Origin of the sequence: Acidovorax sp. CF316 (assembly GCF_000276605.1) — a bacterium.
GTDB lineage: Bacteria > Pseudomonadota > Gammaproteobacteria > Burkholderiales > Burkholderiaceae_C > Acidovorax.
Genome location: NZ_AKJX01000158.1, coordinates 1 through 21,421, shown reverse-complemented (window position 1 = coordinate 21,421; position 21,421 = coordinate 1). Strand labels below are relative to the sequence as shown.

The 21,421-nt window shown below is 68.5% G+C and carries 24 protein-coding genes and 1 pseudogene; 15 read left to right on the top strand and 10 right to left on the bottom strand.

Annotated elements, in window-relative coordinates; translation table 11 throughout:
- Positions 1-4: 4 nt before the first annotated feature.
- The gene (locus PMI14_RS19540) at positions 5-889 is read left to right on the top strand and encodes an amino acid ABC transporter substrate-binding protein (protein ID WP_007857047.1); all 885 of its coding nucleotides are present in this window, start codon (positions 5-7) and stop codon (positions 887-889) included.
- 55 nt (positions 890-944) lie between these two features.
- Here PMI14_RS19540 and PMI14_RS19535 read toward each other — a convergent pair whose 3' ends face one another.
- From PMI14_RS19535 to PMI14_RS19510, 6 genes are all read right to left on the bottom strand, one after another.
- A complete protein-coding gene (locus PMI14_RS19535) occupies positions 945-2,177 on the bottom strand; it encodes a GAF domain-containing sensor histidine kinase (RefSeq protein ID WP_007857046.1) in 1,233 nt (410 codons plus the stop codon).
- A 128-nt stretch (positions 2,178-2,305) separates the two neighbouring features.
- Positions 2,306-2,764 (bottom strand): carboxymuconolactone decarboxylase family protein, encoded by a 459-nt coding sequence (locus tag PMI14_RS19530; RefSeq protein WP_007857045.1) that lies wholly within the window; start codon positions 2,762-2,764, stop codon positions 2,306-2,308.
- A gap of 318 nt (positions 2,765-3,082) precedes the next feature.
- Complete coding sequence (locus PMI14_RS19525) at positions 3,083-3,979, bottom strand: RNA polymerase sigma-70 factor (protein WP_007857044.1); 897 nt, start codon at positions 3,977-3,979, stop codon at positions 3,083-3,085.
- A gap of 78 nt (positions 3,980-4,057) precedes the next feature.
- Positions 4,058-4,783, bottom strand: a complete 726-nt coding sequence (locus PMI14_RS19520; RefSeq protein ID WP_007857043.1) for an aldolase — start codon at positions 4,781-4,783, stop codon at positions 4,058-4,060.
- 32 nt (positions 4,784-4,815) lie between these two features.
- Positions 4,816-6,051, bottom strand: coding sequence for a diaminopropionate ammonia-lyase (locus PMI14_RS19515; RefSeq protein WP_007857042.1), 1,236 nt, complete (start codon positions 6,049-6,051; stop codon positions 4,816-4,818).
- Positions 6,052-6,067: 16 nt separating this feature from the next.
- Positions 6,068-7,246 carry a M20 aminoacylase family protein gene (locus tag PMI14_RS19510; protein WP_007857041.1) on the bottom strand — a complete coding sequence of 393 codons (1,179 nt, stop codon included), beginning with the start codon at positions 7,244-7,246 and terminating at the stop codon, positions 6,068-6,070.
- A 156-nt stretch (positions 7,247-7,402) separates the two neighbouring features.
- Between PMI14_RS19510 and PMI14_RS19505 the strand changes: the two genes are divergently transcribed.
- The gene (locus PMI14_RS19505) at positions 7,403-7,903 is read left to right on the top strand and encodes an Lrp/AsnC family transcriptional regulator (RefSeq protein WP_007857040.1); all 501 of its coding nucleotides are present in this window, start codon (positions 7,403-7,405) and stop codon (positions 7,901-7,903) included.
- Here the strand turns inward: PMI14_RS19505 and PMI14_RS19500 are convergent, their stop codons facing one another.
- From PMI14_RS19500 to PMI14_RS19485, 4 genes are read right to left on the bottom strand one after another with little or no spacing between them, the layout of a single operon-like run.
- Entirely contained in the window at positions 7,904-8,164 is a 261-nt protein-coding gene (locus PMI14_RS19500; protein WP_007857039.1) for a YkgJ family cysteine cluster protein, read from the bottom strand.
- 28 nt (positions 8,165-8,192) lie between these two features.
- Complete coding sequence (locus PMI14_RS19495) at positions 8,193-8,780, bottom strand: NADPH-dependent FMN reductase (protein WP_007857038.1); 588 nt, start codon at positions 8,778-8,780, stop codon at positions 8,193-8,195.
- Positions 8,781-8,827: 47 nt separating this feature from the next.
- The gene (locus PMI14_RS19490; protein WP_007857037.1) at positions 8,828-9,355 is read right to left on the bottom strand and encodes a DUF1772 domain-containing protein; all 528 of its coding nucleotides are present in this window, start codon (positions 9,353-9,355) and stop codon (positions 8,828-8,830) included.
- 35 nt (positions 9,356-9,390) lie between these two features.
- Positions 9,391-9,987, bottom strand: a complete 597-nt coding sequence (locus PMI14_RS19485; RefSeq protein ID WP_007857036.1) for a Crp/Fnr family transcriptional regulator — start codon at positions 9,985-9,987, stop codon at positions 9,391-9,393.
- Between the two features lie 169 nt (positions 9,988-10,156).
- Between PMI14_RS19485 and mnmG the strand changes: the two genes are divergently transcribed.
- The 13 genes and pseudogenes from mnmG to PMI14_RS19420 all read left to right on the top strand — a co-directional run.
- Positions 10,157-12,130 (top strand): tRNA uridine-5-carboxymethylaminomethyl(34) synthesis enzyme MnmG, encoded by a 1,974-nt coding sequence (gene mnmG / locus PMI14_RS19480; RefSeq protein ID WP_007857035.1) that lies wholly within the window; start codon positions 10,157-10,159, stop codon positions 12,128-12,130.
- 7 nt (positions 12,131-12,137) lie between these two features.
- Entirely contained in the window at positions 12,138-12,860 is a 723-nt protein-coding gene (locus tag PMI14_RS33645) for a hypothetical protein (RefSeq protein WP_146187883.1), read from the top strand.
- A 69-nt stretch (positions 12,861-12,929) separates the two neighbouring features.
- Positions 12,930-13,607, top strand: a complete 678-nt coding sequence (gene rsmG, locus PMI14_RS19470; RefSeq protein WP_035204682.1) for a 16S rRNA (guanine(527)-N(7))-methyltransferase RsmG — start codon at positions 12,930-12,932, stop codon at positions 13,605-13,607.
- 121 nt (positions 13,608-13,728) lie between these two features.
- Complete coding sequence (locus PMI14_RS19465) at positions 13,729-14,343, top strand: LysE family transporter (protein WP_007857032.1); 615 nt, start codon at positions 13,729-13,731, stop codon at positions 14,341-14,343.
- Positions 14,344-14,360: 17 nt separating this feature from the next.
- Positions 14,361-15,161: a ParA family protein gene (locus PMI14_RS19460; protein WP_007857031.1), complete on the top strand. Its 801-nt coding sequence runs from the start codon at positions 14,361-14,363 to the stop codon at positions 15,159-15,161.
- A gap of 35 nt (positions 15,162-15,196) precedes the next feature.
- Positions 15,197-15,766, top strand: a complete 570-nt coding sequence (locus PMI14_RS19455) for an alpha/beta hydrolase (protein ID WP_007857029.1) — start codon at positions 15,197-15,199, stop codon at positions 15,764-15,766.
- Positions 15,767-15,770: 4 nt separating this feature from the next.
- Positions 15,771-16,067, top strand: a complete 297-nt coding sequence (locus tag PMI14_RS19450; protein ID WP_007857028.1) for a cupin domain-containing protein — start codon at positions 15,771-15,773, stop codon at positions 16,065-16,067.
- Positions 16,068-16,124: 57 nt separating this feature from the next.
- On the top strand, positions 16,125-17,042 hold the full coding sequence (locus tag PMI14_RS19445) for a ParB/RepB/Spo0J family partition protein (protein WP_007857027.1): 918 nt from the start codon (positions 16,125-16,127) through the stop codon (positions 17,040-17,042).
- A 419-nt stretch (positions 17,043-17,461) separates the two neighbouring features.
- Entirely contained in the window at positions 17,462-18,214 is a 753-nt protein-coding gene (locus PMI14_RS19440; RefSeq protein ID WP_007857025.1) for a class I SAM-dependent methyltransferase, read from the top strand.
- Between the two features lie 321 nt (positions 18,215-18,535).
- Positions 18,536-20,086 carry a COG3014 family protein gene (locus tag PMI14_RS19435; RefSeq protein ID WP_007857024.1) on the top strand — a complete coding sequence of 517 codons (1,551 nt, stop codon included), beginning with the start codon at positions 18,536-18,538 and terminating at the stop codon, positions 20,084-20,086.
- Between the two features lie 31 nt (positions 20,087-20,117).
- The gene (locus PMI14_RS19430) at positions 20,118-20,516 is read left to right on the top strand and encodes a YcfL family protein (RefSeq protein WP_007857023.1); all 399 of its coding nucleotides are present in this window, start codon (positions 20,118-20,120) and stop codon (positions 20,514-20,516) included.
- A 29-nt stretch (positions 20,517-20,545) separates the two neighbouring features.
- Complete coding sequence (gene lpoB, locus PMI14_RS19425; protein WP_007857022.1) at positions 20,546-21,163, top strand: penicillin-binding protein activator LpoB; 618 nt, start codon at positions 20,546-20,548, stop codon at positions 21,161-21,163.
- 28 nt (positions 21,164-21,191) lie between these two features.
- Positions 21,192-21,421: pseudogene (locus PMI14_RS19420) on the top strand (hypothetical protein); the annotation flags it as partial.

The following is a 21,421-nucleotide window of genomic DNA, read 5'->3' as shown; positions in this document are numbered from 1 at the left end:
CACCATGCGTGCATCTGTTTTTCAGAAGTCCCTGCCGGTCCTGGTCGTGCTGGCCCTGCTCTGTACCCTGGGCCATGCCCAGGGTGCCAGGGATGGCGCGCTGGCGCGCATCGCGCGCAGCGGCACGGTGCACGTGGGCTACATCCCCACGCCCGGCACCTTTGCCTTTCGCGATGCGGCGGGCAATACCGTGGGCTATTCGATCGCCGTGTGCAACAAGGTCGTGGAGGCGCTGCGCAAGCAGCTGGGCCGGCCGGACCTGCGCGTGGCGTTCCGCCCGTTGGAGGCGGCGCAGCGCATCCCGCTGCTTGCAGCCGGCAGCATCGACATCGAGTGCGGGGGCAACACCAACACCGTGGGCCGGCAAAAGGAGGTGGACTTCTCGTACACGCTGTTCACCACGGGTGTGCGCTTTCTCGCGCGCCAGTCGGTGCAGCTCGACGGTGTGCCCAGCCTGTGGCGGCGGCGCATCGCCGTGAGCCGGGGCACAACGGCGCAGGAGACGCTGCAGCGCGTGGAGCGCGAGCAGGAGATTGTCGTGACCCTGGTGGCCACCGACGCCGAGGGCGTGCGCCTGGTGGAGCAGGGCCAGGTCGATGCCTTCGCGCAGGACGATGTGCTGCTCTACGGCCTCATCGCCTCATCGCCGCTGCGCGGGGAGCTGCATGTGACCGGCCGCCACCTCACGGTGGAGCCCTATGCCTTCATGCTGCCCAAGGATGACCTGCCGCTGCGCGAGGTGGTGGACCGCACGGTGCTGGGGCTGATGCATTCGGGCGAGCTGGCGGCCCTGTACCGCCAGTGGTTCGACACCGCCACGCTGCGCATCCCGATGAGCGCGCACATGCGCGAGAACATCCGCTACCCGAACAAGTACGGCATTCCCTGAGCCCCGTGTGCGGGTGCTCGTGGCGCCGGGGACGCGGTGGCGGCCGCTTGGGGGCTCAGCTGCGGTGGCGTGGCAGGCGCACGGCGACCTCGGTGCCCTGGCCGGCTGCGCTGTGCAGCGCAACGCGGCCCTGGTTCTGCTCGACCAGGGTGCGCACGATCCACAGGCCCAGGCCCGCGCCGTCCTGCCCGGCCACGCCGGCGCTGCCCTGCCAGCCGCGCTCGAAGGCGCAGGACTGCTCGGCCTCGCCCATGCCGGGGCCATCGTCGGTGACCCGGATGACGATGCTGTCCTCCGTCTCGGTCGCACAGAGGGTGACGGTGCTCCCTGATGGGCAGTACTTGACGCAGTTGCCGATCAGGTTGCACAGCACGCGCAGCAGCTGGGCATAGTCCACGAAGACCTCGCCCGCCTGTGCGGGCACCAGGTGCAGGTGGATGCCGGCGCGCTCGGCCACCATGCCCATCGCGTCTGCCGCATCGGCCAGCAGCCGGGCCGGTGCGATGGTCTCGCACAGGGTGCGTTCGCGGCTGTCCACGGCATGGGTGGAGAGCAGGTCATCGACCAGGCGCTTCATGGAGGTGATGGCGCCTTCGATGCGCCGGATGGCCGGCTGCGAGGGGGCGTGGCGGGCGCGGGCGAGCACGCTGGTGTTCAGGCCCATCACCTGCAGCGGCGAGCGCAGGTCGTGCGCGACCACGGCGAGCAGTTCTTCGTTGGCCTTGGCCAGTGCATGGGCGCGTTCGGCATTGGCCTCGGATTCCCTGAGCGCGCTGCGCAGCTGGATCTCGCGTGCAGCGGCCCTGGCGAGCTGCACCAGGGTCTCGATCTCGGTGTCCGTCCAGCTGCGCGGCTGGTTGTCGATGACGCAGAAGCTGCCGATGGGCTGGCCATCGACGATGAGCGGCACGCCCACGTAGGCGCGCACGCCCAGGCTGTCGACCGTGGGCACGGCGCGCCACAGCGGGTCGGCATGGGTGTCCTCGATCACCAGCGGATCGGTGCTGGCAATCGCGTAGTGGCAGAAGGTGCGGCCATGCATCTCGCGCGCAGCGGCCAGTTCCTGCGGAAAGCCGTGGGCGCTTTTGTAAAAATCGCGCTCGGCGTCGACGATGGACAGGAAGCTCGCGGGCGCGCCCACCAGGTTCACGGCCAGGCGGCTCATGGAGTCGAAGGTTTCCTCCGTCGGGCTGTCCAGCAGCGCAACGCTGTGCACGGCCGCCAGCCGGCGGGGGTCGGAGACGAGGGGGTCCAGGTGGGCCACCAGCTCCTGCGGGGCGATCGGCATGCCGGTCCTTTGCGCCACGGGGCTCGCTGGGGTCCGAGGCAGGGCGCGCATCAGGATCCGGGCCGCACCACACCGGCCGGCCCCGTATTGTCGCCCACCCCGGGATTCGGGGTGGGAAACCCGCGTGCTCAGCCCGCCTGCGCCGGGATGGGGGCGCGCATGCCCGCGTTGATCAGGTTCCAGGCGTTGATGACGCCGATGGCAAAGCCCAGTTCGGCGATCTCGGTGTCGTTGAACTGCGCCTTGAGCAGGGCGAACTCTTCGTCGCTGGCGTCGCTGTGCGGCGTGGCGGTGATGATCTCGGCCCAGCGGAAGGCGGCGCGCTCGCGTTCGCTGAAGAAGGGCGCCTCGCGCCAGCCGGCCACGGCGTTGAGGTGGCGTGGCTCCATGCCGTCCTTGGCCAGGTAGGTCCAGTGCATGTCCATGCAGTAGGCGCAGCCGTTGATCTGCGAGACGCGCAGGAAGACGAGTTCGGCCAGGCGGGCGCCGATGCTGCCCTTCTTGACGGTCTCGGACAGGTTCACGAGGCCCATGAAGGCCTTGTTGGCGAGCTGGTGGTAGGGCAGGCGGGCGGTGTGCTGGGTCATGGTGAAAACTCCGTTTGGTGGGTGATGAAGGGTTGGAACTGGAAGGCGCCGGGCCTTTCGTTGCCTTCCATACCCATCAAGACGCGTGGGCCGGTGCCGTTGTGACAGCCGGGCGCAAAAAACTTTCTCTCAGTTCTCCACAGCGCTGCGCGTCACCCGCATCGCATGAAACTGGCACGGCCAAGGCCAGTGCCCCCGTGCAAGGGCCGCCAAGCCGCGTATGCGGCGCTTCGCTTGCGTGCACTGGGGGCGTCCCCCTCCCATTGCGCAGCAATGCGAGAGAGGGGTGAAGGCGCGAAGCGACTCAGGGGGTGTTCATCAATCGAGTGTGAGCGGGATGCCCGTGAGCTTGTCCGGGTTGCGGATCGCATAGATGGCGACGATGCGCTCGCCGTCGGTCACGATGGCCTGGGCCGATTCGAGCCGGCCGTCGATGTAGCGCAAGAGGCCCGGCTCGCCATTGATGAGCACGGTGCGGTAGACCACCTGCTCGGCCATGCGCCGCCACTGCGCCCAGAACAGGTTGGCGATGCGGAAGGCCCCCACCAGCGGGTGCGGGAAGGACTGCACCTTGCCGCCGCCGTCGCCGATCAGCATGGCGTCCTCGGACAGCAGGGCCTCGATGGCATTGCGCTGGCCGCTGTGGGCGGCCGCGATGAAGCGTTCGAGCAGCTGGTGGTGCACCTTGCGCGGCACCTCGAAGCGGGTGCGTGCCTGCTGCACGCGCTCGCTGGCGCGGTGCACCATCTGGCGGCAACTGGCCTCGGTCTTGCCCAGCTGGGCGGCGATCTCGGGGTAGTCGTAGTCGAAGACCTGGCGCAGCAGGAAGGCGGCGCGCTCCTCGGGGCCCAGGCGTTCGAGCACGTAGAGAAAGGCGACCGAGAGTTCACCGGCCAGTTCGGCGGCGGATTCGGGTGTGCGCTCATCGAGCTGCTCCACCAGCGGCTCGGGCAGCCACCAGCCCACATAAGCCTCTCGCTCGGCCTTGGCGGCGCGCAGCCGGTCGATGGACAGGCGCGTGGTCACCGTGACCAGCCAGGCCTCGGCCGACTGCAGGGCGGTGGTGTCCGTGCCGCTCCAGCGCAGCCAGGCGTCCTGCACCACGTCCTCGGCGTCGGCGCGCACACCCAGCATGCGGTAGGCGATGCCGAACAGGCGCGGGCGCAAGGTGGCAAAGGTATTGTCGGCCTCAGGGGCCAGGGGTGGTGCGGTCATGGTCGGGCTCCAAGCGTAGTTTGGTCGATAACCAGACGTGCCAGGGGTCCGCTGTGTGACAGTTCGGCCGCGAAAAAATCAGAGCCTGCGGCGCAGCGCCTCGAAGAACAGCTCGGACTGCAGGCGTTCGCCCATGGACTGCTCGCTCACGTGCTGCGCCAGGGTGGCGCTGGCCGGGGCCAGGGGGCGGCCGGTGGATTGCGCCAGCACCTGGGCCATGCAGGCGCGCTCCAGGTAGTAGAGGTCGTCGTAGGCGTAGTCGATGCGATCGCCGCAGACGACCACGCCGTGGTTGCTCAGGAAACCGATGTCCGCCGCGCGCAGCACGCCCGCGATGCGCTCGCCCTCGCGCACGTCGAGCGCGAAGCCGTTGTAGTTCGGGTCCACGGCCGTGCGGCCGTGGAAGCGCATGGCATTCTGCGAGAGCGTGGTGTCGAGCGCCCGGTCGGTGGTCAGCGTGAGTGCCGTGGCGTAGGGCATGTGGGTGTGCAGCACGCAGGCCTTCTGGCACAGGCGGTGGATGGCGGCGTGGATGAACATGGCCGTGGGTTCCACCGCGTGGCGGCCGGCCAGGCGCTGGCCCTGTTCGTCGATGAGCACGATGTCCTCGGCCTGCACCTCGCTCCACATCAGGCCGCGCGGGTTGAGCAAAAAGCGCCCCGAGCGGTCGGGCAGCTCCACGCTGAAATGGTTGCACACACCCTCGGACAGGCCATGGTAGGCGGCGGCGCGCAGGGCCAGGGCCAGGTCGTCGCGCAGCTTGCGCACGGTGGGCGAATCGAAGTCGAGGGTGGGTGCAGTCATCGGGGTTCCTGGGGGCGTGGGTTCCTCCATTGTCATCCGTGCAATGGGCGTGCCATCCATTCGGACTGGGCCTGCAGCACGCTGGCCGGGCTGCGGCCGGTGATGGCCTGGTAGACACCCGGGGCGGTGGCGCCCTCGGTGCTGATGAGCAGCACGCGTGCGTCCGGGCCCAGGCCGGCCTGGGCCGCCAGTGCCGGGTCGGCCATGAGGGCGGTGAGCCCGGCCAGGCCCGCGGCGCCCGATTCGCCGCTGAGCACGGGGACATCACCCGCCGTGCCGCTGGCCAGGGTGCGCATGGCCGCTTCGGCCTGGGCATCGCCCACGGTCATGAACAGGTCCACCGTGGGCTGCAGGAAGCGCCAGGCCAGGGGCGAGGTCTCGCCGCAGGCCAGGCCCGCCATCACCGAATCCACGCTGCCCGTGGCGCGGGCCGGCCGGCCGGCGATGGCGCTTTGCAGCAGGCAGTCGGCCTGCTCGGGCTCCACGGCGATGAAGCGGGGGCGTGCGGCGCCATAGCGCTCCCACAGGGGCGCCACGACGCCTGCGGCCAGGCCGCCCACGCCACCCTGCAGCAGCACATGGGTGAAGGGGCTGGCGCCATCGGCGCGCACGGGGACCTGTTCGAGCAGTTCGTCGACCAGGATGCCGTAGCCCTGCATGACGTCGCGCGGGATGTCCTCGTAGCCATCGTACGAGGTGTCTGAGACCACCCACCAGCCGTGGGTGCGGGCCAGGCGCTCGGCCTCCTGCACGGAGTCGTCGTAGTTGCCGGCGATGCGCACGACCTCGGCGCCCAGGTCGCGGATGGGTTGCTCGCGCTCGGCGCTGACGTGGGCATGCAGCACGATCACGCAGCGGCAGCCGATGCTCTGGGCCGCAGCGGCCAGCGCGCGGCCGTGGTTGCCGTCGGTGGCGCTGATGGCGGTGAAGTCGGCCAGCGCGTCGGCATGCCGGCCCGCGAGCAGGTCGGCCGGGGCCCATCCTGCCCCGGGCCACTGGCGCTGCACCAGGCGCACCAGGGCCACCGGCGCGCCCAGCACCTTGAAGCTGGCCAGCGGCGAGCGCACCGATTCGTCCTTGAGGGATAGCTGGCCCAGGCCGAGCTGGCGCGCCAGGTGGGGCAGGGCGTGCAGCGGTGTGCTGCCGCGGCGCAGCTGTGCCCAGCCGGCCAGCCACTGGCGGCTTTCGCGGGCGGTGGCGAGGTTCATCACGCGCTGCAGGGCGGGGTCGTAGGGGCGGCGCGTGGCCGCAGGGTTGGTGAACAGCACGGGTGGTTTTCCGGGCTCAGGCATTGAGGGGCAGGCGCACGCGCGCGATCTCGGCGAAGTAGCGTGCGCCTACCGGCAGCACAGCGTCGTTGAAGTCATAGGCGGCGTTGTGCAGGGGCACGCCGCCGGGCGTGCCGGCTTCGCCGTTGCCGATGAACATGAAGGCCCCGGGGACCACCTGCAGGAAGGCGCCGAAATCCTCGGAGATCATCATCGGCGTGACATTGCGGTCCAGGCGCTCGGCACCGATCACGGCTTCGGCGGCCGCGCTGGCCACCTCCACGCAGGCCGGCCAGTTCACGGTGGGGGCGAACTCGTGCGTGTAGCTGAAGCGGCAGGTGGCGCCGTGGGCCGCGCAGATGCCTTCGCAGATCTCGCGCATGCGCTTTGCCAGCAGGGCCTGTACCGCGGGCGAGTAGCTGCGCGTATCGCCCTTGATCGTGACATGGGTGGGCAGGGCGTTGCGGATGCCGTCGGTGGTGAACTCGGTGCACGACACCACGGCGGGTTGGCTCGGGTCGACCGAGCGCGCCACCACGGTCTGCAGCGCGAGCACGATCTCGGCGCCGACGACCAGCGGATCGATCGCCATGTGCGGGCGTGCCGCATGCCCGCCACGGCCGGTGATCTCGATGGCGAAGTTGTCCTCGCTGGCCATGATGCCGCCGCTTCGGATGGCCATGTGGCCGGCCGGCATGCCGGGGATGTTGTGCGCGCCGTAGATCTCGTCGACCGGGAAGCGCTCGAACAGGCCGTCGGCCATCATCGCGGCCGCGCCCCGGCCATGCTCTTCGGCGGGCTGGAAGATGAAGCGCACCGTGCCGCAAAAGTCGCGGCGCTCGGCCAGCAGTTGCGCGGCGCCGAGCACCATCGCCATGTGGCCGTCGTGCCCACAGGCATGCATGCAGCCGGCGTTCTGCGAGGCATGCTTGCGGCCGGGTGCGGATTCGCCCATGGCCAGGGCGTCCATGTCGGCGCGCAGGCCGATGGCGGGGCCGCCGTCGCCCACGCTGAGGCTGGCCACCACCCCCGTGCCGCCGATGCCGCGTTGCACGTCGAGGCCCAGGGCCGCGAGGTGGCGCGCCACGTAGTCGGCGGTGTCCACCTCGTTGAAGCCGGTCTCGGGATGGCGGTGCAGGTGGTGGCGCCAGCGCACGAGCTGCTGGTCGAAATCGGCTGCGGTGGTGGTGGTCATGGCATGCGTCCCCGGTGTCGGATGGTTCCTACGCATTGTTGGGGTGGGCGCCCGGTTGAAATCACCGCAATACGGCGTTCAATGAGGGATCTGTCTCACAATTTGGAGAAGAGTGATGCATTTGTCCCATCGTCCTTTGGTATTGTGGGCGGGCCCATGAACCTTGACCGCCTGGACATCCAGATCCTCAACCTGCTGCAGGAAGACGCCTCGCAGCCGCTGCGTGTGCTGGCCCGCAAGGTCAACAGCTCGCCGGCCACCTGCCAGCGGCGCATTGCCATCCTGCGCGCTGCGGGCATCCTGCTCAAGCAGGTCGGGGTGGTGAACCGGCAGCGCGTGGGGCGCGCGCTCACGGTGTTCGTGTCGGTGGAGCTGGACAAGCAGAACGATGCGCTGCTGCGCAACTTCGAAGCCAAGATGGCGGCGCAGGACGATGTGATGGCCTGCTACGAGGTCTCGGGCGAGTTCGACTTTCTGCTCATCATCAACTCCGCGTCGATGGAGCGCTACCACGCGTTCACGCGCGAGGTGTTTTCGTCGAACAACAACGTGCGCAACTTCAAGAGCACGTTCGCGATGAACTGCTCCAAGTTCGAGACCCGGGTGGCGCTGGACGTGCCGCCGGAAGTCGACAAAGATGACGACGAGGAGGACTGATCAGGCCGAGGGGCGTGTCAGGTCTTCGAGCCGCGTCAGGAAGGCCATGGCTTCGCGCGTGCTGCCCGCGCACATCTCGGCCGAGGGCTGCAGGCCGCTGCAGACGGCGGGGCGCTCGGGCTGCCCAAAAATAAGGCAGCGTGCGTCGTCCCCGAGCTGGATGCAGCGCACGCCCGCCGGCTTGCCCTGCGGCATGCCGGGGATCGGCGAGCTGATGGAGGGGGCGGTGCAGCAGGCACCGCAGCCCGATCTGCACTGCATGAGTTGCTATCTATTCAATAGCTAAAGATCAGGCATTCAGCCTGGCCGAGGCCCAGAGCACCTGGTCGACCACGGCGCGCACGCGCTCGCGGTGCACCGCCTGCACCAGGGCGCCCGCTTCGTCGAAGGCCGTGCTGGCCTGGCCCAGGGCAAAGGCCTTGGGTGCGAGCCAGCACTCCAGGTTGTGCAGCAGCGGTGCCAGGTGGCTTTGCGAGCGCAGGCCGCCCAGGCCGCCGTTGGAGGCGCTGAGCATGCCCACCACCTTGCCGCGGAAGGGCTTGGTGCCGTCCTGCCATTCGGGGTTGCCGCTCACGGGGCTCGATGCCCAGTCGATGGTGTTCTTGAGCAGGGCGGTATAGCTGCCGTTGTACTCGGGCGAGCAGACGATCCAGGCCGGGTGCGCCCACAGCACCTGCTTGAGGCGCACCACGTCGGCCGGCGTGCCCTGGGCTTCGAGGTCGGCGTTGTACATGGGGATGTCGTAGTCCGACAGCTCCAGCAGCGTGACCTCGGCGCCGGCATCGCGGGCGATCGCGGCGGTTGCGTAGGCCAGGCGGCGGTTGAACGATTGCTGGCGCGTGCTGCCGGCGAAGACGAGGAGCGGGTTCTTGTGCATGGCTGGATTGGAGCACAGGCGCTAGGCAGGATTCCTGCAAGCGCAGCCTAGCGGTCGGCCCGGGGCGGCGCCAGCCGCCACACCAGGGTGACCAGGGCCGCGACGAAGGCGGCCAGGCTGAGCAGGGCGCGCCAGAGGTTGGCCGCGTTCCAGCGTGCGCGCACCTGGGCCCAGTCGGCGGGCAGCACCTGCGGGTTCCAGGCCTCGGTGGTCGCGTTGAGCGGCAGGTTCACCTGCTGGGTGAAGAAGGCGATGCCCAGCAGGTAGGCCAGCAGCACGGCGGCCAGCGTGGGCCACCAGGCTTCGCGGCGCCGGGCCCAGCCGGTGGCCAGTGCCAGCGCGCACCACAGCGGCGGGCCGAAGAACAGCGCAAAGAACAGGCTGTGGCGCACGTTGCGGTTCAGGGCCGACTGCACGGTGGCGTAGGTCGCGCCATCCATCTGCAGCATGGCCAGGTTCACATTGGCGCTGTAGGTGCCGAAGAAGCCGGCCATGAGCCCGAGCCACACCACGGCCAGGAAGTGGGGCGCCACGGCGATGGTGGAACGGGGATGGCAGAAAGCGGTGGCAGGCATGGCAGCCACTGTGCCGGCCCCGGTGGGCCCGCGCCTTAACCTTTGATAAGGCCCATATCACTGCGCACGCGCGAGAGCGTGACATCGGTGACGCCCAGGTAGGACGCCAGGTGCCGCAGCGCGATGCGCTGCGGCCAGTCCGGGTGCTGGGCCAGCAGCCGGGCATAGCGCTCGCGTGCGCTCAGCTGCAGGAACTCCTGCTCGCGCTGCATCTTGCCGTCGAGCAGGGCGCACAGGACCCGGTGCTCGAGCGCCGCCCAGGGCGCCCAGCCATCGGTGGGCGTGGCGGTGCCCCATGCGGGCAGGGGCAGCGCCCACACCCGGCTGTCTTCCAAAGGTTCCACGTGGAACATTGCGGGCTGCTGCCGCAGGCTCGGGGTGATGGGCCAGAACAGGGCGCCGTCGAGAAAGAAGTTCTTGTTGGCCTCCGCTCCGTTCCGGTCCACGAGGTACAGGCGCAGGGCGCCTTGCTCCACCCACCACAGATGGCGCCATGGCTCGCCGGCGCGCAACAAGGGCTGGCCCTTGGCGAAATCGGCCGGCCGGGCACTTGCCCACCACGCTGCCACCGGTACGGGCGGATCGCCCACCAGTCGGGTGAGAAAGCGGGTCAGAGGGCTGTCGGCAGACACGGTGGGCGCAAAGTGGGAAAATCCCGGGTTGCCCGCCGGGGCAGGGTGCAGGTTTGCACCCCCGCACCCGGGCGGGGCCGGTGCGCACGGCGGGCCCAGGCGGGGCCCGCCTCCATGCGTCGTGCCGGGATTTTTGATTATCGGGCCCGACAGGCCCCGGAGCGCTTCCATGTTGTACCCCCAGGAATTTGATGTGATCGTCGTCGGCGGTGGCCATGCCGGCACCGAGGCCGCGCTGGCGGCCGCCCGCATGGGCAGCAAGACGCTGCTGCTCACGCACAACATCGAGACACTGGGGCAGATGAGCTGCAACCCCAGCATCGGCGGCATCGGCAAGGGCCACCTGGTCAAGGAGGTGGATGCGCTGGGCGGTGCCATGGCCCTGGCCACGGACGAGGGCGGCATCCAGTTCCGCATCCTCAACAGCTCCAAGGGACCGGCCGTGCGCGCCACGCGCGCCCAGGCCGACCGCATCCTCTACAAGGCCGCCATCCGCCGCATGCTGGAGAACCAGCCCAACCTGTGGCTGTTCCAGCAGGCAGTGGACGACCTGATGGTGGAGGGCGACCGCGTGGTGGGCGCCGTGACGCAGGTGGGTATCCGCTTCCGCTCGCGCACGGTGGTACTCACGGCGGGCACCTTCCTCGACGGCAAGATCCATGTGGGCCTGAACAACTATGCGGCCGGCCGGGCGGGGGACCCGCCCGCCGTATCGCTGTCGGCACGCCTCAAGGAACTGAAGCTGCCCCAGGGCCGCCTGAAGACCGGCACCCCGCCGCGGCTGGACGGGCGCAGCATCGACTTCTCCAAGTGCACCGAGCAGCCCGGCGACGGCATGCCCGGCGGCGTGAACGAGGGCAGCGTGCCGGTGTTCAGCTTCATGGGCAATGCCGCCATGCACCCGCGGCAGATGCCGTGCTGGGTGACGCACACCAACGAGCGCACGCACGACATCATCCGCAGCGGCTTCGACCGCAGCCCCATGTTCACGGGCAAGATCGAGGGCGTGGGCCCGCGCTACTGCCCGAGCGTGGAAGACAAGATCAACCGCTTTGCCGACAAGGACAGCCACCAGATCTTCCTCGAACCCGAGGGCCTGACCACGCACGAGTTCTACCCCAACGGCATCAGCACCAGCCTGCCGTTCGACATCCAGTACGAGCTGGTGCGCAGCATGCCGGGCCTGGAGAACGCGCACATCCTGCGCCCCGGCTACGCCATCGAGTACGACTACTTCGACCCGCGCTCGCTCAAGAGCAGCTTCGAGACGCGCCAGATCGAGGGCCTGTTCTTCGCCGGCCAGATCAACGGCACCACGGGCTACGAGGAGGCCGCAGCGCAGGGCCTGTTCGCGGGCATCAACGCCGCCCTGCAGTGCCGCGGCGATGCACCCTGGCTGCCGGGCCGTGACGAGGCCTACCTGGGTGTGCTGGTGGACGACCTGATCACCAAGGGTGTGAACGAGCCCTACCGCATGTTCACCAGCCGGGCCGAGTTCCGCCTGCAGCTGCGTGAGGACAATGCCGACCTGCGCCTGACCGAGATGGGCCGCAAGCTGGGCCTGGTGGACGATGCCCGCTGGGATGCTTTCAGCCGCAAGCGCGACGCTGTTTCACGTGAAACAGAACGCCTCAAGGCCACCTGGGTGAACCCGCGCAGCCTGCCCGCGGCAGAATCCGAGCGGGTGCTGGGCAAGAGCATCGAGCACGAGTACAACCTGTTCGAACTGCTGCGCCGCCCCGATGTGGGCTACGCATCCCTGGTGGGTATGGACGGCGGCAAGTACGCATCGGCCGATGTTTCACGTGAAACCCTGGGCGCCTTGAGCGAATCCGTGATCGAGCAGCTGGAGATCGCGGCCAAGTACTCGGGCTACATCGACCGCCAGAAGGACGAGGTGGAGCGTGCGGCCCACTACGAAAACCTCAAACTGCCCGAGGACCTGGACTACATGCAGGTGGCGGCACTGTCGATCGAGGCACGCCAGATCCTGACGCGCCACCGGCCCGAGACGCTGGGCCTGGCCTCGCGCATTTCGGGCATCACGCCCGCGACCATTTCGCTGCTCATGGTGCACCTCAAGAAGGGTGCGTTCCGCGGTATTGCCGGTGCACGTACCCATGCAGAACCCGCTGCGCACTGAGCCGCCCATGCGGGGCAACAGGGCAGGGCGTCGGGCGCGGCAACGGGGCGAGCTGCTGATGGTGCGCACCGTGGCCGTGGTGGCGGTGCTGTTGCTGCTGCTGGGCATTCCCTTGTGGATGAAACACGAGCGTGACAAGCGCGCCGCCCCGCCCACCGCCAAGGTCAGCGCAGTCGCGCCAGCGGCCCGGGCCACGGTGGCACCTGCGTCGGCAGCGGCACCCGTGACCCCCCCGACCGCGTCCGGCATTGGCCACGGCCTGACCTTTGCGGTGGTGGCAGACGACGCCAAGCAGCCGGCCGAGGTCGCGCGCCTGGGCTGTGCCGGTGAACCCCGCGCGACGGACCGGCCCTTGAAGAACGATCACCCGTGTAACCACCAGCAGGGCGACACTTCGTGCCGCGTGGTGCTGCCCGTGCTGTGCATCCAGCCTGGTACGGCTGCCAAGCCTGCCGGAAGTGCGGAGGCCAGCTTGGCCGGTTGGAGCGGCGGCATGCTGGCACCCACCCAACCCGTGATGGGCGCCATCCTGACCTCGGCGGCCCTGGCGTCGGCCCGGTGCGAGATGGAGCTGGGCAGTGGCTGGCGCATGGCCGATATGAAGGATGGCCTGGACAGTGGCAGCATCGTGGGCCTGCGCACCACCAACACCACCCTGGGCCAGGGCACCCGCTACTGGGTGCAGATCCAGGGCCAGCCAGCCAATTGCTGGAACAGCACGGGCTCCTGAACCTGCCGAGCGCCATGGTTCCACGTGGAACCATGGCTTGCCTATCGAACAATGGAAATGCCGATCCCCATGAACATCCCCTCCGCCACGACCCAGGCGTTTCGCCCCACGCTGCTCTCGGCGGCCGAGCAACTCGGTGTGTCCCTCTCGGACGCGCAGGCCGATGCGCTGCTGTGCTACCTGGACCTGATCCAGAAATGGACCAAGGTCTACAACCTCACGGCCGTGCGCGACCCCAAGGAGATGCTCACCCACCACCTGCTAGACAGCCTGGCGGCGGTGCCGCCGCTGCGCCGCGCGCTGGCGCAGGCGGCCTTGCCGCCAGGGCAGGGCGCCCGCCTGCTCGACGTGGGGGCCGGTGCCGGCCTGCCCGGTGCGGTGATCGCCATCTGCTGCCCCGACGTCGATGTGAGCTGCGTGGACACCGTGGCCAAGAAGGCGGCTTTCATCCAGCAGGTGGCGGTATCGCTCCAACTGCCCAACCTGCGCGGCGTGCACGCCCGTGTCGAAAGCCTGGACGGGCCGTTCGATGTGGTGACCAGCCGGGCCTTTGCCTCGCTGGTGGACTTCACCACCTGGTCGCGCCAGGCCCTGGGCCCGCAGAGCGTGTGGCTGGCCATGAAGGGCAAGCACCCGGCCGAGGAAATCGCGGCGCTGCCAGGCGATGTGCGGGTGTTTCACGTGGAACCATTGACCGTGCCGGGGCTCGATGCGGAGCGTTGCATCGTCTGGATGCGGCCGGCATGACCGGTATCCGGTAAAAAGGGGCGGGGCCCGCGCACGGGTCGCGTAAACTCGCCGCTCGCTGGTCATTTTGTTGCTGCGGTATCAGCCAGCCTCGCGGTTCGTCTTTCCCCTGGGGGTTCTCATGTTTGGCATTGCGGATTACGGCGCCTTCGTGGCGGCCATCGTGTTGTTCCTGGCGATTCCCGGTCCGGGCAATCTGGCGCTCATCACCTCCACCAGCAAGGGCGGTATCCGGGGCGGCCTGGCCGCCACCCTGGGTGTGATCGCCGGCGACCAGGTGCTGATGTGGGCGGCGGTGGCCGGCGTGGCCGCCTTGCTGTCCACCTACCCAGCGGCCTTCCATGCCGTGCAGTGGCTTGGCGCCGCCTACCTGGCCTGGCTGGGCTTCAAGATGCTCACGGCCAAGCCCGGTGCCCAGCCCATCCTGAACATCGAGCCGCGCCACTATTTCAAGCAGGCCGCGCTGATCACGCTGCTCAACCCCAAGGCCATCGTGTTCTACATGGCCTTCTTTCCGCTGTTCGTCGACCCGGCCCGCCACCAGGGCCTGCTGACCTTCGGCGTGATGGCGGCCACCGTGGCGGCCCTGACCTTTGCCTACGGCCTCATCGCCGTGCTGCTCACCCACCACCTGGCGGAGCGCATGCGCGCCAACCCCACCGTCGGCCGCGTGCTCGAAAAAGTCGCTGGCGTGTTCCTGATCGGTTTCGGCATCAAGCTGGCCATTTCGAAGTAAACAAGGCATCCAACCCCATGGCCCAGATCTTTTGCATTGCCAACCAGAAGGGTGGCGTCGGCAAGACCACCACCACAGTCAACCTGGCGGCCGGCCTGGCGAAGATCGGCCAGCGCGTACTGATGGTCGACCTGGACCCCCAGGGCAATGCCACCATGGGGTCGAACCTGGACAAGCGCAAGCTCGACCTCACGGTCTACGACGTGCTGCTCGAGTCGGCCTCGGTGCGCGAAGCGGCCGTGCTGAGCGAAAAGTGCGGCTACCACGTGCTGGGTGCCAACCGCGAACTGGCCGGTGCCGAGGTCGAACTGGTGGCGCTGGAGCACCGCGAAAAACGCCTCAAGGCGGCGCTCGCCGAGGCCGATGCGGACTACGACTTCGTGCTCATCGACTGCCCGCCCTCCTTGTCCATGCTGACCTTGAACGGCCTGTGCTCGGCCCATGGCGTGATCGTGCCCATGCAGTGCGAGTACTTCGCGCTCGAAGGCCTGACCGACCTGGTCAACACCATCAAGCAGGTGCATGCCAACCTCAATGCCGACCTGCAGATCATCGGCCTGCTGCGCGTCATGTTCGACCCGCGCATCACCTTGCAGCAGCAGGTGAGCGAGCAGCTCAAGGACCACTTCGGCGACAAGGTGTTCAACACCGTGATCCCGCGCAACGTGCGTCTGGCCGAGGCCCCGAGCTACGGCCTGCCGGGCGTGGTGTTCGACCCGCTGGCCAAGGGCAGCCAGGCCTTCATCGAGTTCGCGCAGGAGATGGTCGAGCGCGTGCAGAGCATGAAGGCGCTTGGCAAGAAGCCCGCGGTCGTCTGACCGGGCACTGGGTCGATTGCTATCAAATTCATAGTATGAGTTCACCTTCCGACACCGTGCTGGTGCTGCCCGGCTGGCAGAGCTCCGGCCCCGAACACTGGCAGAGCCGCTGGGAGGCGCTGCACGGCTTTCACCGCGTGGAGCAGCACGACTGGATGCGCCCGCTGCGCGGCGACTGGACCGCGCGGCTCGAGGAAACCATCGTCGACGCCCCCGGCCCCGTGGTGCTGGTGGCGCACAGCCTGGGCTGCATCCTCACCGCCTGGTGGGCCGCGCATTCATCCAACACCCATCGGGTGAAGGGGGCGCTGCTGGTGGCCCCCGGCGATGTGGAGCGCGAGGACATCGCCGGCTACCTGCCGGGCTGGTCGCCCATCGCACGCCAGCCGCTGCCGTTCCCTGCCGTGCTGGTGGGCAGCCGCAACGACCCGTACTGCAGCTTCGAGCGCGCCGAAGGCATGGCCCGGGCCTGGGGTGCGCGCTTCATCGACCATGGCGAGCGCGGCCACATCAATGCCGAATCGGGCCTGGCGGACTGGTCCGAGGGCCAGGCCCTGCTGGCCGGGCTGCGGTCGTCTGCCCTGCCGCCGCTTTCCACCGCCTGAGCCTATGTCCAAAACCAATCTCCTGGAAACGGCCCGGTCGTTTCCAAACGCCTGGTCATCCCGCGTCGTCGGCCGGGCTGCCAACGCCAACGTCAAGTTGCTGCGCATGGACGACGGCGCCTACCCCGACGAATCGCACGACTTCGACGAAGCCCTGCTGGTGATCGAAGGCTGCATGCGCCTGGACCTGCAGGGCCAGGTCACCGAGGTGCAGGCCGGCGAAGTCTTCATCGTGCCCGCTGGCGTGCCGCATGCGGTGGCGCCGGGCAGCCATGGCACCTTGGTGATCATCGACCAATGACGGTGGCGCAGCGCCGCCCCTGATTCCCAGAACACAGAACAAGAAAGCTTTCTCACCATGGTCACCAAAAAACCCAAGGGCCTCGGACGCGGCCTCGAAGCCCTGCTGGGCCCCAAGGTCAGCGAAGCCACCGAACAGGCCCAGGCGGCCGATGCCGGCCTGCCCAATACGCTGACCCTGGCCGAGATGGTGCCCGGCATGTACCAGCCGCGCACGCGCATGGACGAGGGCGCGCTGTACGAGCTGGCCGAAAGCATCAAGGTGCAGGGCATCATGCAGCCCATCCTGGTGCGGCGCCTGGCCGATGGCGAGAACGCCGGCAAGTACGAAATCATCGCCGGCGAGCGGCGCTTCCGTGCCGCGCGCCTGGCCGGCCTGGACCGCGTGCCGGTGCTGGTGCGCGACGTGCCCAACGAGGCGGCGGCCGCGATGGCGCTGATCGAGAACATCCAGCGCGAGGACCTGAACCCGCTCGAAGAGGCCCATGGCCTGCAGCGCCTGGTGCGCGAATTCGGGCTCACGCACGAGCTGGCCGCCCAGGCCGTGGGCCGCTCGCGCAGCGCCGCGAGCAACCTGCTGCGCCTGTTGAACCTGGCCGAGCCGGTGCAGACCATGCTCATGGCCGGCGACATCGACATGGGCCATGCGCGCGCGCTGCTGTCGCTCGAGCGCGCGGCGCAGATCACGGCTGGCAACCAGATCGCGGCCAAGAAGTTGTCGGTGCGCGAGGCCGAAGCCCTGGTCAAGAAGATCGGCGCCGAATTCAGCCTGGTGCCGCAAAAGCCCAAGAAGGAAAAATCGCGCGACCTGCGGCGCGTGGAGGAAGAGCTGTCCGACCTGCTCATGGCCGAGGTCGAGGTGCGCGTGAAGAAGCGCGTGAAGCGGGCAGGGCGTGTGGAGGACATGGGCGAGCTGGCGATCCAGTTCGGCTCCATTGAGGAACTCAACGGCCTGATCGAGCGCCTGCGCGGCTGAGAGCGGCTAACAAAACTCTTCTGGCGTCGTTGCCGCGTCTTGTCGTACTAATCGTACTGCCTGCGACGCAGCGCCTAGCCAGAACCGCTTCGCTGAGTTTTGTTATCCGCTCTGGGCGGTGCCTGTTCAGGGCGCACGGGGCCACGTGACAAAGTGCACACAATCGTGCTGCGGTGGCTTGCACAGGCGTGTTGCGGTGCGCCATGCCGGCCTACACTGCGCTCCATTCCATCCCGGGGCATGTGCACCGGGGGAGTTCCGGAGAGTTCCATGCCCCGCGCAAGCCGCCTGCCGTCACCGCATTCCGCCGCCCTGGCAACAGGACTTGTGGGCATGGCCGTTTGCGCGATTTGGGCGCAGACTGTGGGCCTGATCGTCTCCGGCTCCGTCCCATCCCTGCACGGCCTTACGGGCCTGTAATGCATATGCCACTGCGCCTGCTGCCCTGGCCTCTCCCCGCGCTGCTGGCGTGGGCGGGGGCATGGCTGCTGTACCTCAGCCTGCAGCGGGCCGTGCCGCCCGTGGCGGCGCTGGTGGCGGCCAGCCTGCTGGGCACGGCGACCAGTGTGCTCGGGGCCACCTGGTGGCGGCGTGGGCTGATCGCGCTGGGCTTCCCGCTCTCGCTGGCGCTCACCGGCATGGCCAGCCTGCCGGCCTGGGCCTGGCTGGTGCCGCTGGCGCTGCTGCTGCTGGTGTACCCGCTCAATGCCTGGCGCGATGCGCCGCTGTTCCCGACACCGCACCACGCGCTGCAGGCCCTGGCCGTGCAGGCGCCGGTGGCGCAGGGCGCACGCGTGCTCGATGCCGGCTGCGGCGTGGGCGACGGGCTCATCGCCCTGCGCCACGCCTACCCGCATGCCCGCCTGGAGGGGCTGGAGTGGAGCTGGCCGCTGCGCCTGGCCTGCGCGCTGCGCTGCCCCTGGGCCCAGGTGCGCCGCGGCGACATGTGGGCCGCCGACTGGAGCGGCTACCAGATGGTCTACCTGTTCCAGCGCCCCGAAAGCATGGCCCGCGCCGCCGCCAAGGCCCAGGCCGAGATGGCCGCCGGCGCCTGGCTGGTGAGCCTGGAATTTGCCGTGCCCGGCCTGCTGCCCAGCGCCCAGTTGCGTGCGCCCGGCGGGCGGGTGGTGTGGCTCTACCGCCTGCCGCTGCTGCTGGACAAGGGGGCCTGAAATGCACCGCTACAACTGTTTTCCCAGCCCGCTGCCGGTTACAGAAAAGATACATCCTTTTGCTACATTGCGCCCTGGCTACAGACCACACAAGAACCTAGAAATTCACAGCCACAGGGGGCTTGCAGCAGCAGCAGCGAGGACCAGCGCCAGGAGGGAGCGCTCGGACCTGCACAGCCTTCCTTGTCCGGTCGACTACCTCCCTCGCCAGCGGCATGCCGCGTGCGGCACCCCTTGCGGTGTCCGCCGCAGCATTCCTGTTGCAGGGGCGCGTCGCCGGGGTTTTCTGGTGAACACCCGATCCATTTGCAAGGAGTATTCATGACAACCCGACCCCAATTCCGTCCCCGCCTTCTGTGGGTGCTGGCGCTGAGCGCCGCCCTCACGGGCTGCGCGACGATGCAGAGCCACGACAAGCTCGCCACGGACGTGCAGGGCGCCGGCCGCAGCGGCGGCATTCCCGCGGCCATCGCCCAGCTCGAGTCCACGGCCAAGACCGAGGACGAGAAGACCGCGCTGCTGTTCAACATGGAGCGCGGCGAGCTGCTGCGCATGGACCGGCGCTATGCGGACAGCACGAACGCCTTCCTGCTGGCCGACGTGAAGGTCAAGGAATGGGAAGACACGGCCAAGAGCAACCCGCAAAAGCTCATGGGCACCGTGGGTGCGGCGCTGATCAGCGAGCGCCTGAAGGCCTATGAAGGCCAGGACTACGAGAAGGTCTGGCTGACCACGCGCCTGGCACTCAACCGCGTGGCGGTGGGCGACGTGGAAAACGCCCGCGTGGACATCAAGCGCACGCACGAACGCGAAGCCATCATTGCCGAGTTCCGCTCCAAGGAAACCCTGGCGGCCGAGCAGGAAGCCAAGTCCAAGGGCGCAAGCTCGGGCGGCAAGGAGCTCAACGGCTACCCCGTCGAGACCTTCAACGACCCCGAAGTGCTGGCATTGAAGAACGGCTACCAGAACGCCCTGAGCCACTACCTGGCCGGCTTTCTGTACGAGATGCTCAACGAGCCGGGCCTGGCCGCGCCGGGCTACCGCAAGGCCATCGAGCTCAAGCCCGAGACCGGTGTGCTCGAAGAAGGCCTGCGTGGCCTGGACAGCCGCACCAGCTTCACCTGGAAGCGCCGCCAGCGCATGACCGACGTGCTGTTCGTGGTCGAGGCCGGTGACGCCCCCGCGCGCAAGCCCCGTGCCTTCACCCTGCCGGTGCCCGTGGGCAGCCGCTGGACCACGGTGAGCGTCTCCTACCCCGTGATCGAGCCCTCGCGCGACGCGCTGCTGACCAACCTGTCGGCCGCCGGCACGGACTTCAAGCTCGAAAAAGTGGTCGACGTGAACGTCATGGCACGCCGTGCCCTGAAGGACGAAATGCCCGGCATGGTGCTGCGCGGCTTCACCCGCGCCGTCGCCAAGGGCGTGATGCAGGACCAGCTGCAAAAGAAGGGCGGCCTGCTGGGCGGCATCGTGGGTGCCGTGGCGGCCTCGGCCACCGAACAGGCCGACGACCGCATGTGGCGCATGCTGCCCGGCCGCGTCTACGTGGCCCGCGGCTACCTGCCACCGGGCGAACACACCGTGACCATCAACGGCCGCGCGCTGCCCCAGCCCGTGAAGGTCGACGGCCAGTACGCCCTGGTGCCCCTGCGCCTGTACGAGAACAGCGTGCTCATGGGCGACGTGGCATCGGTCGGCCAGCTGGCCGCTGCATCCTCCACCGCCGCCGTGGCGCCAGCGGCCGTCGAGGTGCCTGCATCGTCCACCAAGACGATCTCCACGACGACGACCACCAAGACAACCACCACCACCAACCGCACGCGGCCTGCGGCCAAGCCCGCGCAAGCGCCCGTGACCCCGGCCAAGAACTGACCTGAAGACCGTTTTCCAAGGAGTTTGATCCATGACTATCCGCACACACCTGACCGCCCTCGGCGTCGCCGTGATGGCACTGACCGGCGCAGCGGCCCATGCCCAGCTGCACGACCCCGCGACACCGATCGCCGTGGCCTCCAAGGTGGCGCTGCGCGGCGAAGCCAACAGCATCGCGGTGCGCGAGATGCGCATCGTGCGCACCAACGAGATCCTGGTGGTGCAGGCCGACATGGCCAACATGGGCCGCACCGACCGCACCGTGTTCTACCGCTTCAAGTGGCTGGACCAGGTGGGCAACCAGGTGGGTGACGGAGAGTCGTGGAAGCAGATGAGTGTGCTGGGCCTGGGCCAGCAGACCGTCAAGAGCGTAGCCCCCACCAGCGCCGCAGTCGACCTGCGCCTGGAAATGAACGTAGAACCGCGCTGAACCCCACAGCGCCGACCGGAGAACACACCATGCAACACAACAGCAGCATCCAGCGCACCGCGCTCATCCTGGCCTTCGCGGCCAGCACCCTGGCCCTCTCGGCCTGCCAGAACCTGTCCTCGCCCACCGTGCGCTTCGACCGCCAGGTCAACTACGGCGACGCCAAGGCCGTGGAACTGGTGACCAACGAGTTCGGCTCCACCGATCTGCAGATGATTGCCGAGAAGATGACCGGCGGCCTGCTCGAGACCGGCATCTTCCAGGGCCGCCCCACGGTGACCATCTCGACCGTGAAGAACAAGACCAGCGAGTACATCGACACCACCAACGTCATGAACTCGATCCAGACCGCGCTGGTCAAGTCCGGCAAGGTGCGCTTCGTGCGCTCCATCAACGAGATGCAGCAGGGCGTGGACGAGCTGCAGCGCCAGAACCAGAGCGGCCTGTACAAGCAGGGCACCACCGCCAAGGTCGGCCAGATGACGGCCGCCAAGTACAGCATGGAAGGCGAGCTGACCAGCATCGTCAAGCAGAGCAACTCCACCAAGGACGTGTACTACAAGTTCACGCTCAAGCTGTTCGACGTGCAGGAAGGCACCGTCGAATGGCAGGACGAAAAAGAAATCCGCAAGACCAGCAAGCGCTGATCGACCGCGGCACTGAAAGGACCTCACCATGCAACGCAGAACCACCCTCGCGGCCGCACTGTCCGTGCTGGCCGTCACCGCCCTGACCTGGAGCGCTGGCGCCCAGGCCCAGAATGCGGCCCCCAAGATCGCCGTGACCGACCTGGCTTACGCCCAGCAGGTTTCGGAGTACTTCGTGGCCGGCGCCTACCAGCGCAGCGCCCAGATGAGCGCCGGCGGCAGCGCCAGCCACGGCATGTACGGCGGCTCGGGCAGCCA

Excerpts from the sequence above, each read along its gene's own strand:
- PMI14_RS19540 (WP_007857047.1), top strand. The coding sequence starts at position 5 with ATGCGTGCATCTGTTTTTCAGAAGTCCCTGCCGGTCCTGGTCGTGCTG.
- PMI14_RS19435 (WP_007857024.1), top strand. The coding sequence starts at position 18,536 with ATGACAACCCGACCCCAATTCCGTCCCCGCCTTCTGTGGGTGCTGGCG.
- PMI14_RS19495 (WP_007857038.1), bottom strand. The coding sequence starts at position 8,780 with ATGCACAAGAACCCGCTCCTCGTCTTCGCCGGCAGCACGCGCCAGCAA.
- PMI14_RS19440 (WP_007857025.1), top strand. The coding sequence starts at position 17,462 with ATGCATATGCCACTGCGCCTGCTGCCCTGGCCTCTCCCCGCGCTGCTG.
- PMI14_RS19530 (WP_007857045.1), bottom strand. The coding sequence starts at position 2,764 with ATGACCCAGCACACCGCCCGCCTGCCCTACCACCAGCTCGCCAACAAG.
- PMI14_RS19460 (WP_007857031.1), top strand. The coding sequence starts at position 14,361 with ATGGCCCAGATCTTTTGCATTGCCAACCAGAAGGGTGGCGTCGGCAAG.
- PMI14_RS19535 (WP_007857046.1), bottom strand. The coding sequence starts at position 2,177 with ATGCCGATCGCCCCGCAGGAGCTGGTGGCCCACCTGGACCCCCTCGTC.
- mnmG (WP_007857035.1), top strand. The coding sequence starts at position 10,157 with ATGTTGTACCCCCAGGAATTTGATGTGATCGTCGTCGGCGGTGGCCAT.
- PMI14_RS19520 (WP_007857043.1), bottom strand. The coding sequence starts at position 4,783 with ATGACTGCACCCACCCTCGACTTCGATTCGCCCACCGTGCGCAAGCTG.
- PMI14_RS19450 (WP_007857028.1), top strand. The coding sequence starts at position 15,771 with ATGTCCAAAACCAATCTCCTGGAAACGGCCCGGTCGTTTCCAAACGCC.
- PMI14_RS19505 (WP_007857040.1), top strand. The coding sequence starts at position 7,403 with ATGAACCTTGACCGCCTGGACATCCAGATCCTCAACCTGCTGCAGGAA.
- PMI14_RS19465 (WP_007857032.1), top strand. The coding sequence starts at position 13,729 with ATGTTTGGCATTGCGGATTACGGCGCCTTCGTGGCGGCCATCGTGTTG.
- PMI14_RS19500 (WP_007857039.1), bottom strand. The coding sequence starts at position 8,164 with ATGCAGTGCAGATCGGGCTGCGGTGCCTGCTGCACCGCCCCCTCCATC.
- PMI14_RS19430 (WP_007857023.1), top strand. The coding sequence starts at position 20,118 with ATGACTATCCGCACACACCTGACCGCCCTCGGCGTCGCCGTGATGGCA.
- PMI14_RS19510 (WP_007857041.1), bottom strand. The coding sequence starts at position 7,246 with ATGACCACCACCACCGCAGCCGATTTCGACCAGCAGCTCGTGCGCTGG.
- PMI14_RS33645 (WP_146187883.1), top strand. The coding sequence starts at position 12,138 with ATGCGGGGCAACAGGGCAGGGCGTCGGGCGCGGCAACGGGGCGAGCTG.
- lpoB (WP_007857022.1), top strand. The coding sequence starts at position 20,546 with ATGCAACACAACAGCAGCATCCAGCGCACCGCGCTCATCCTGGCCTTC.
- PMI14_RS19455 (WP_007857029.1), top strand. The coding sequence starts at position 15,197 with ATGAGTTCACCTTCCGACACCGTGCTGGTGCTGCCCGGCTGGCAGAGC.
- PMI14_RS19490 (WP_007857037.1), bottom strand. The coding sequence starts at position 9,355 with ATGCCTGCCACCGCTTTCTGCCATCCCCGTTCCACCATCGCCGTGGCG.
- rsmG (WP_035204682.1), top strand. The coding sequence starts at position 12,930 with ATGAACATCCCCTCCGCCACGACCCAGGCGTTTCGCCCCACGCTGCTC.
- PMI14_RS19445 (WP_007857027.1), top strand. The coding sequence starts at position 16,125 with ATGGTCACCAAAAAACCCAAGGGCCTCGGACGCGGCCTCGAAGCCCTG.
- PMI14_RS19525 (WP_007857044.1), bottom strand. The coding sequence starts at position 3,979 with ATGACCGCACCACCCCTGGCCCCTGAGGCCGACAATACCTTTGCCACC.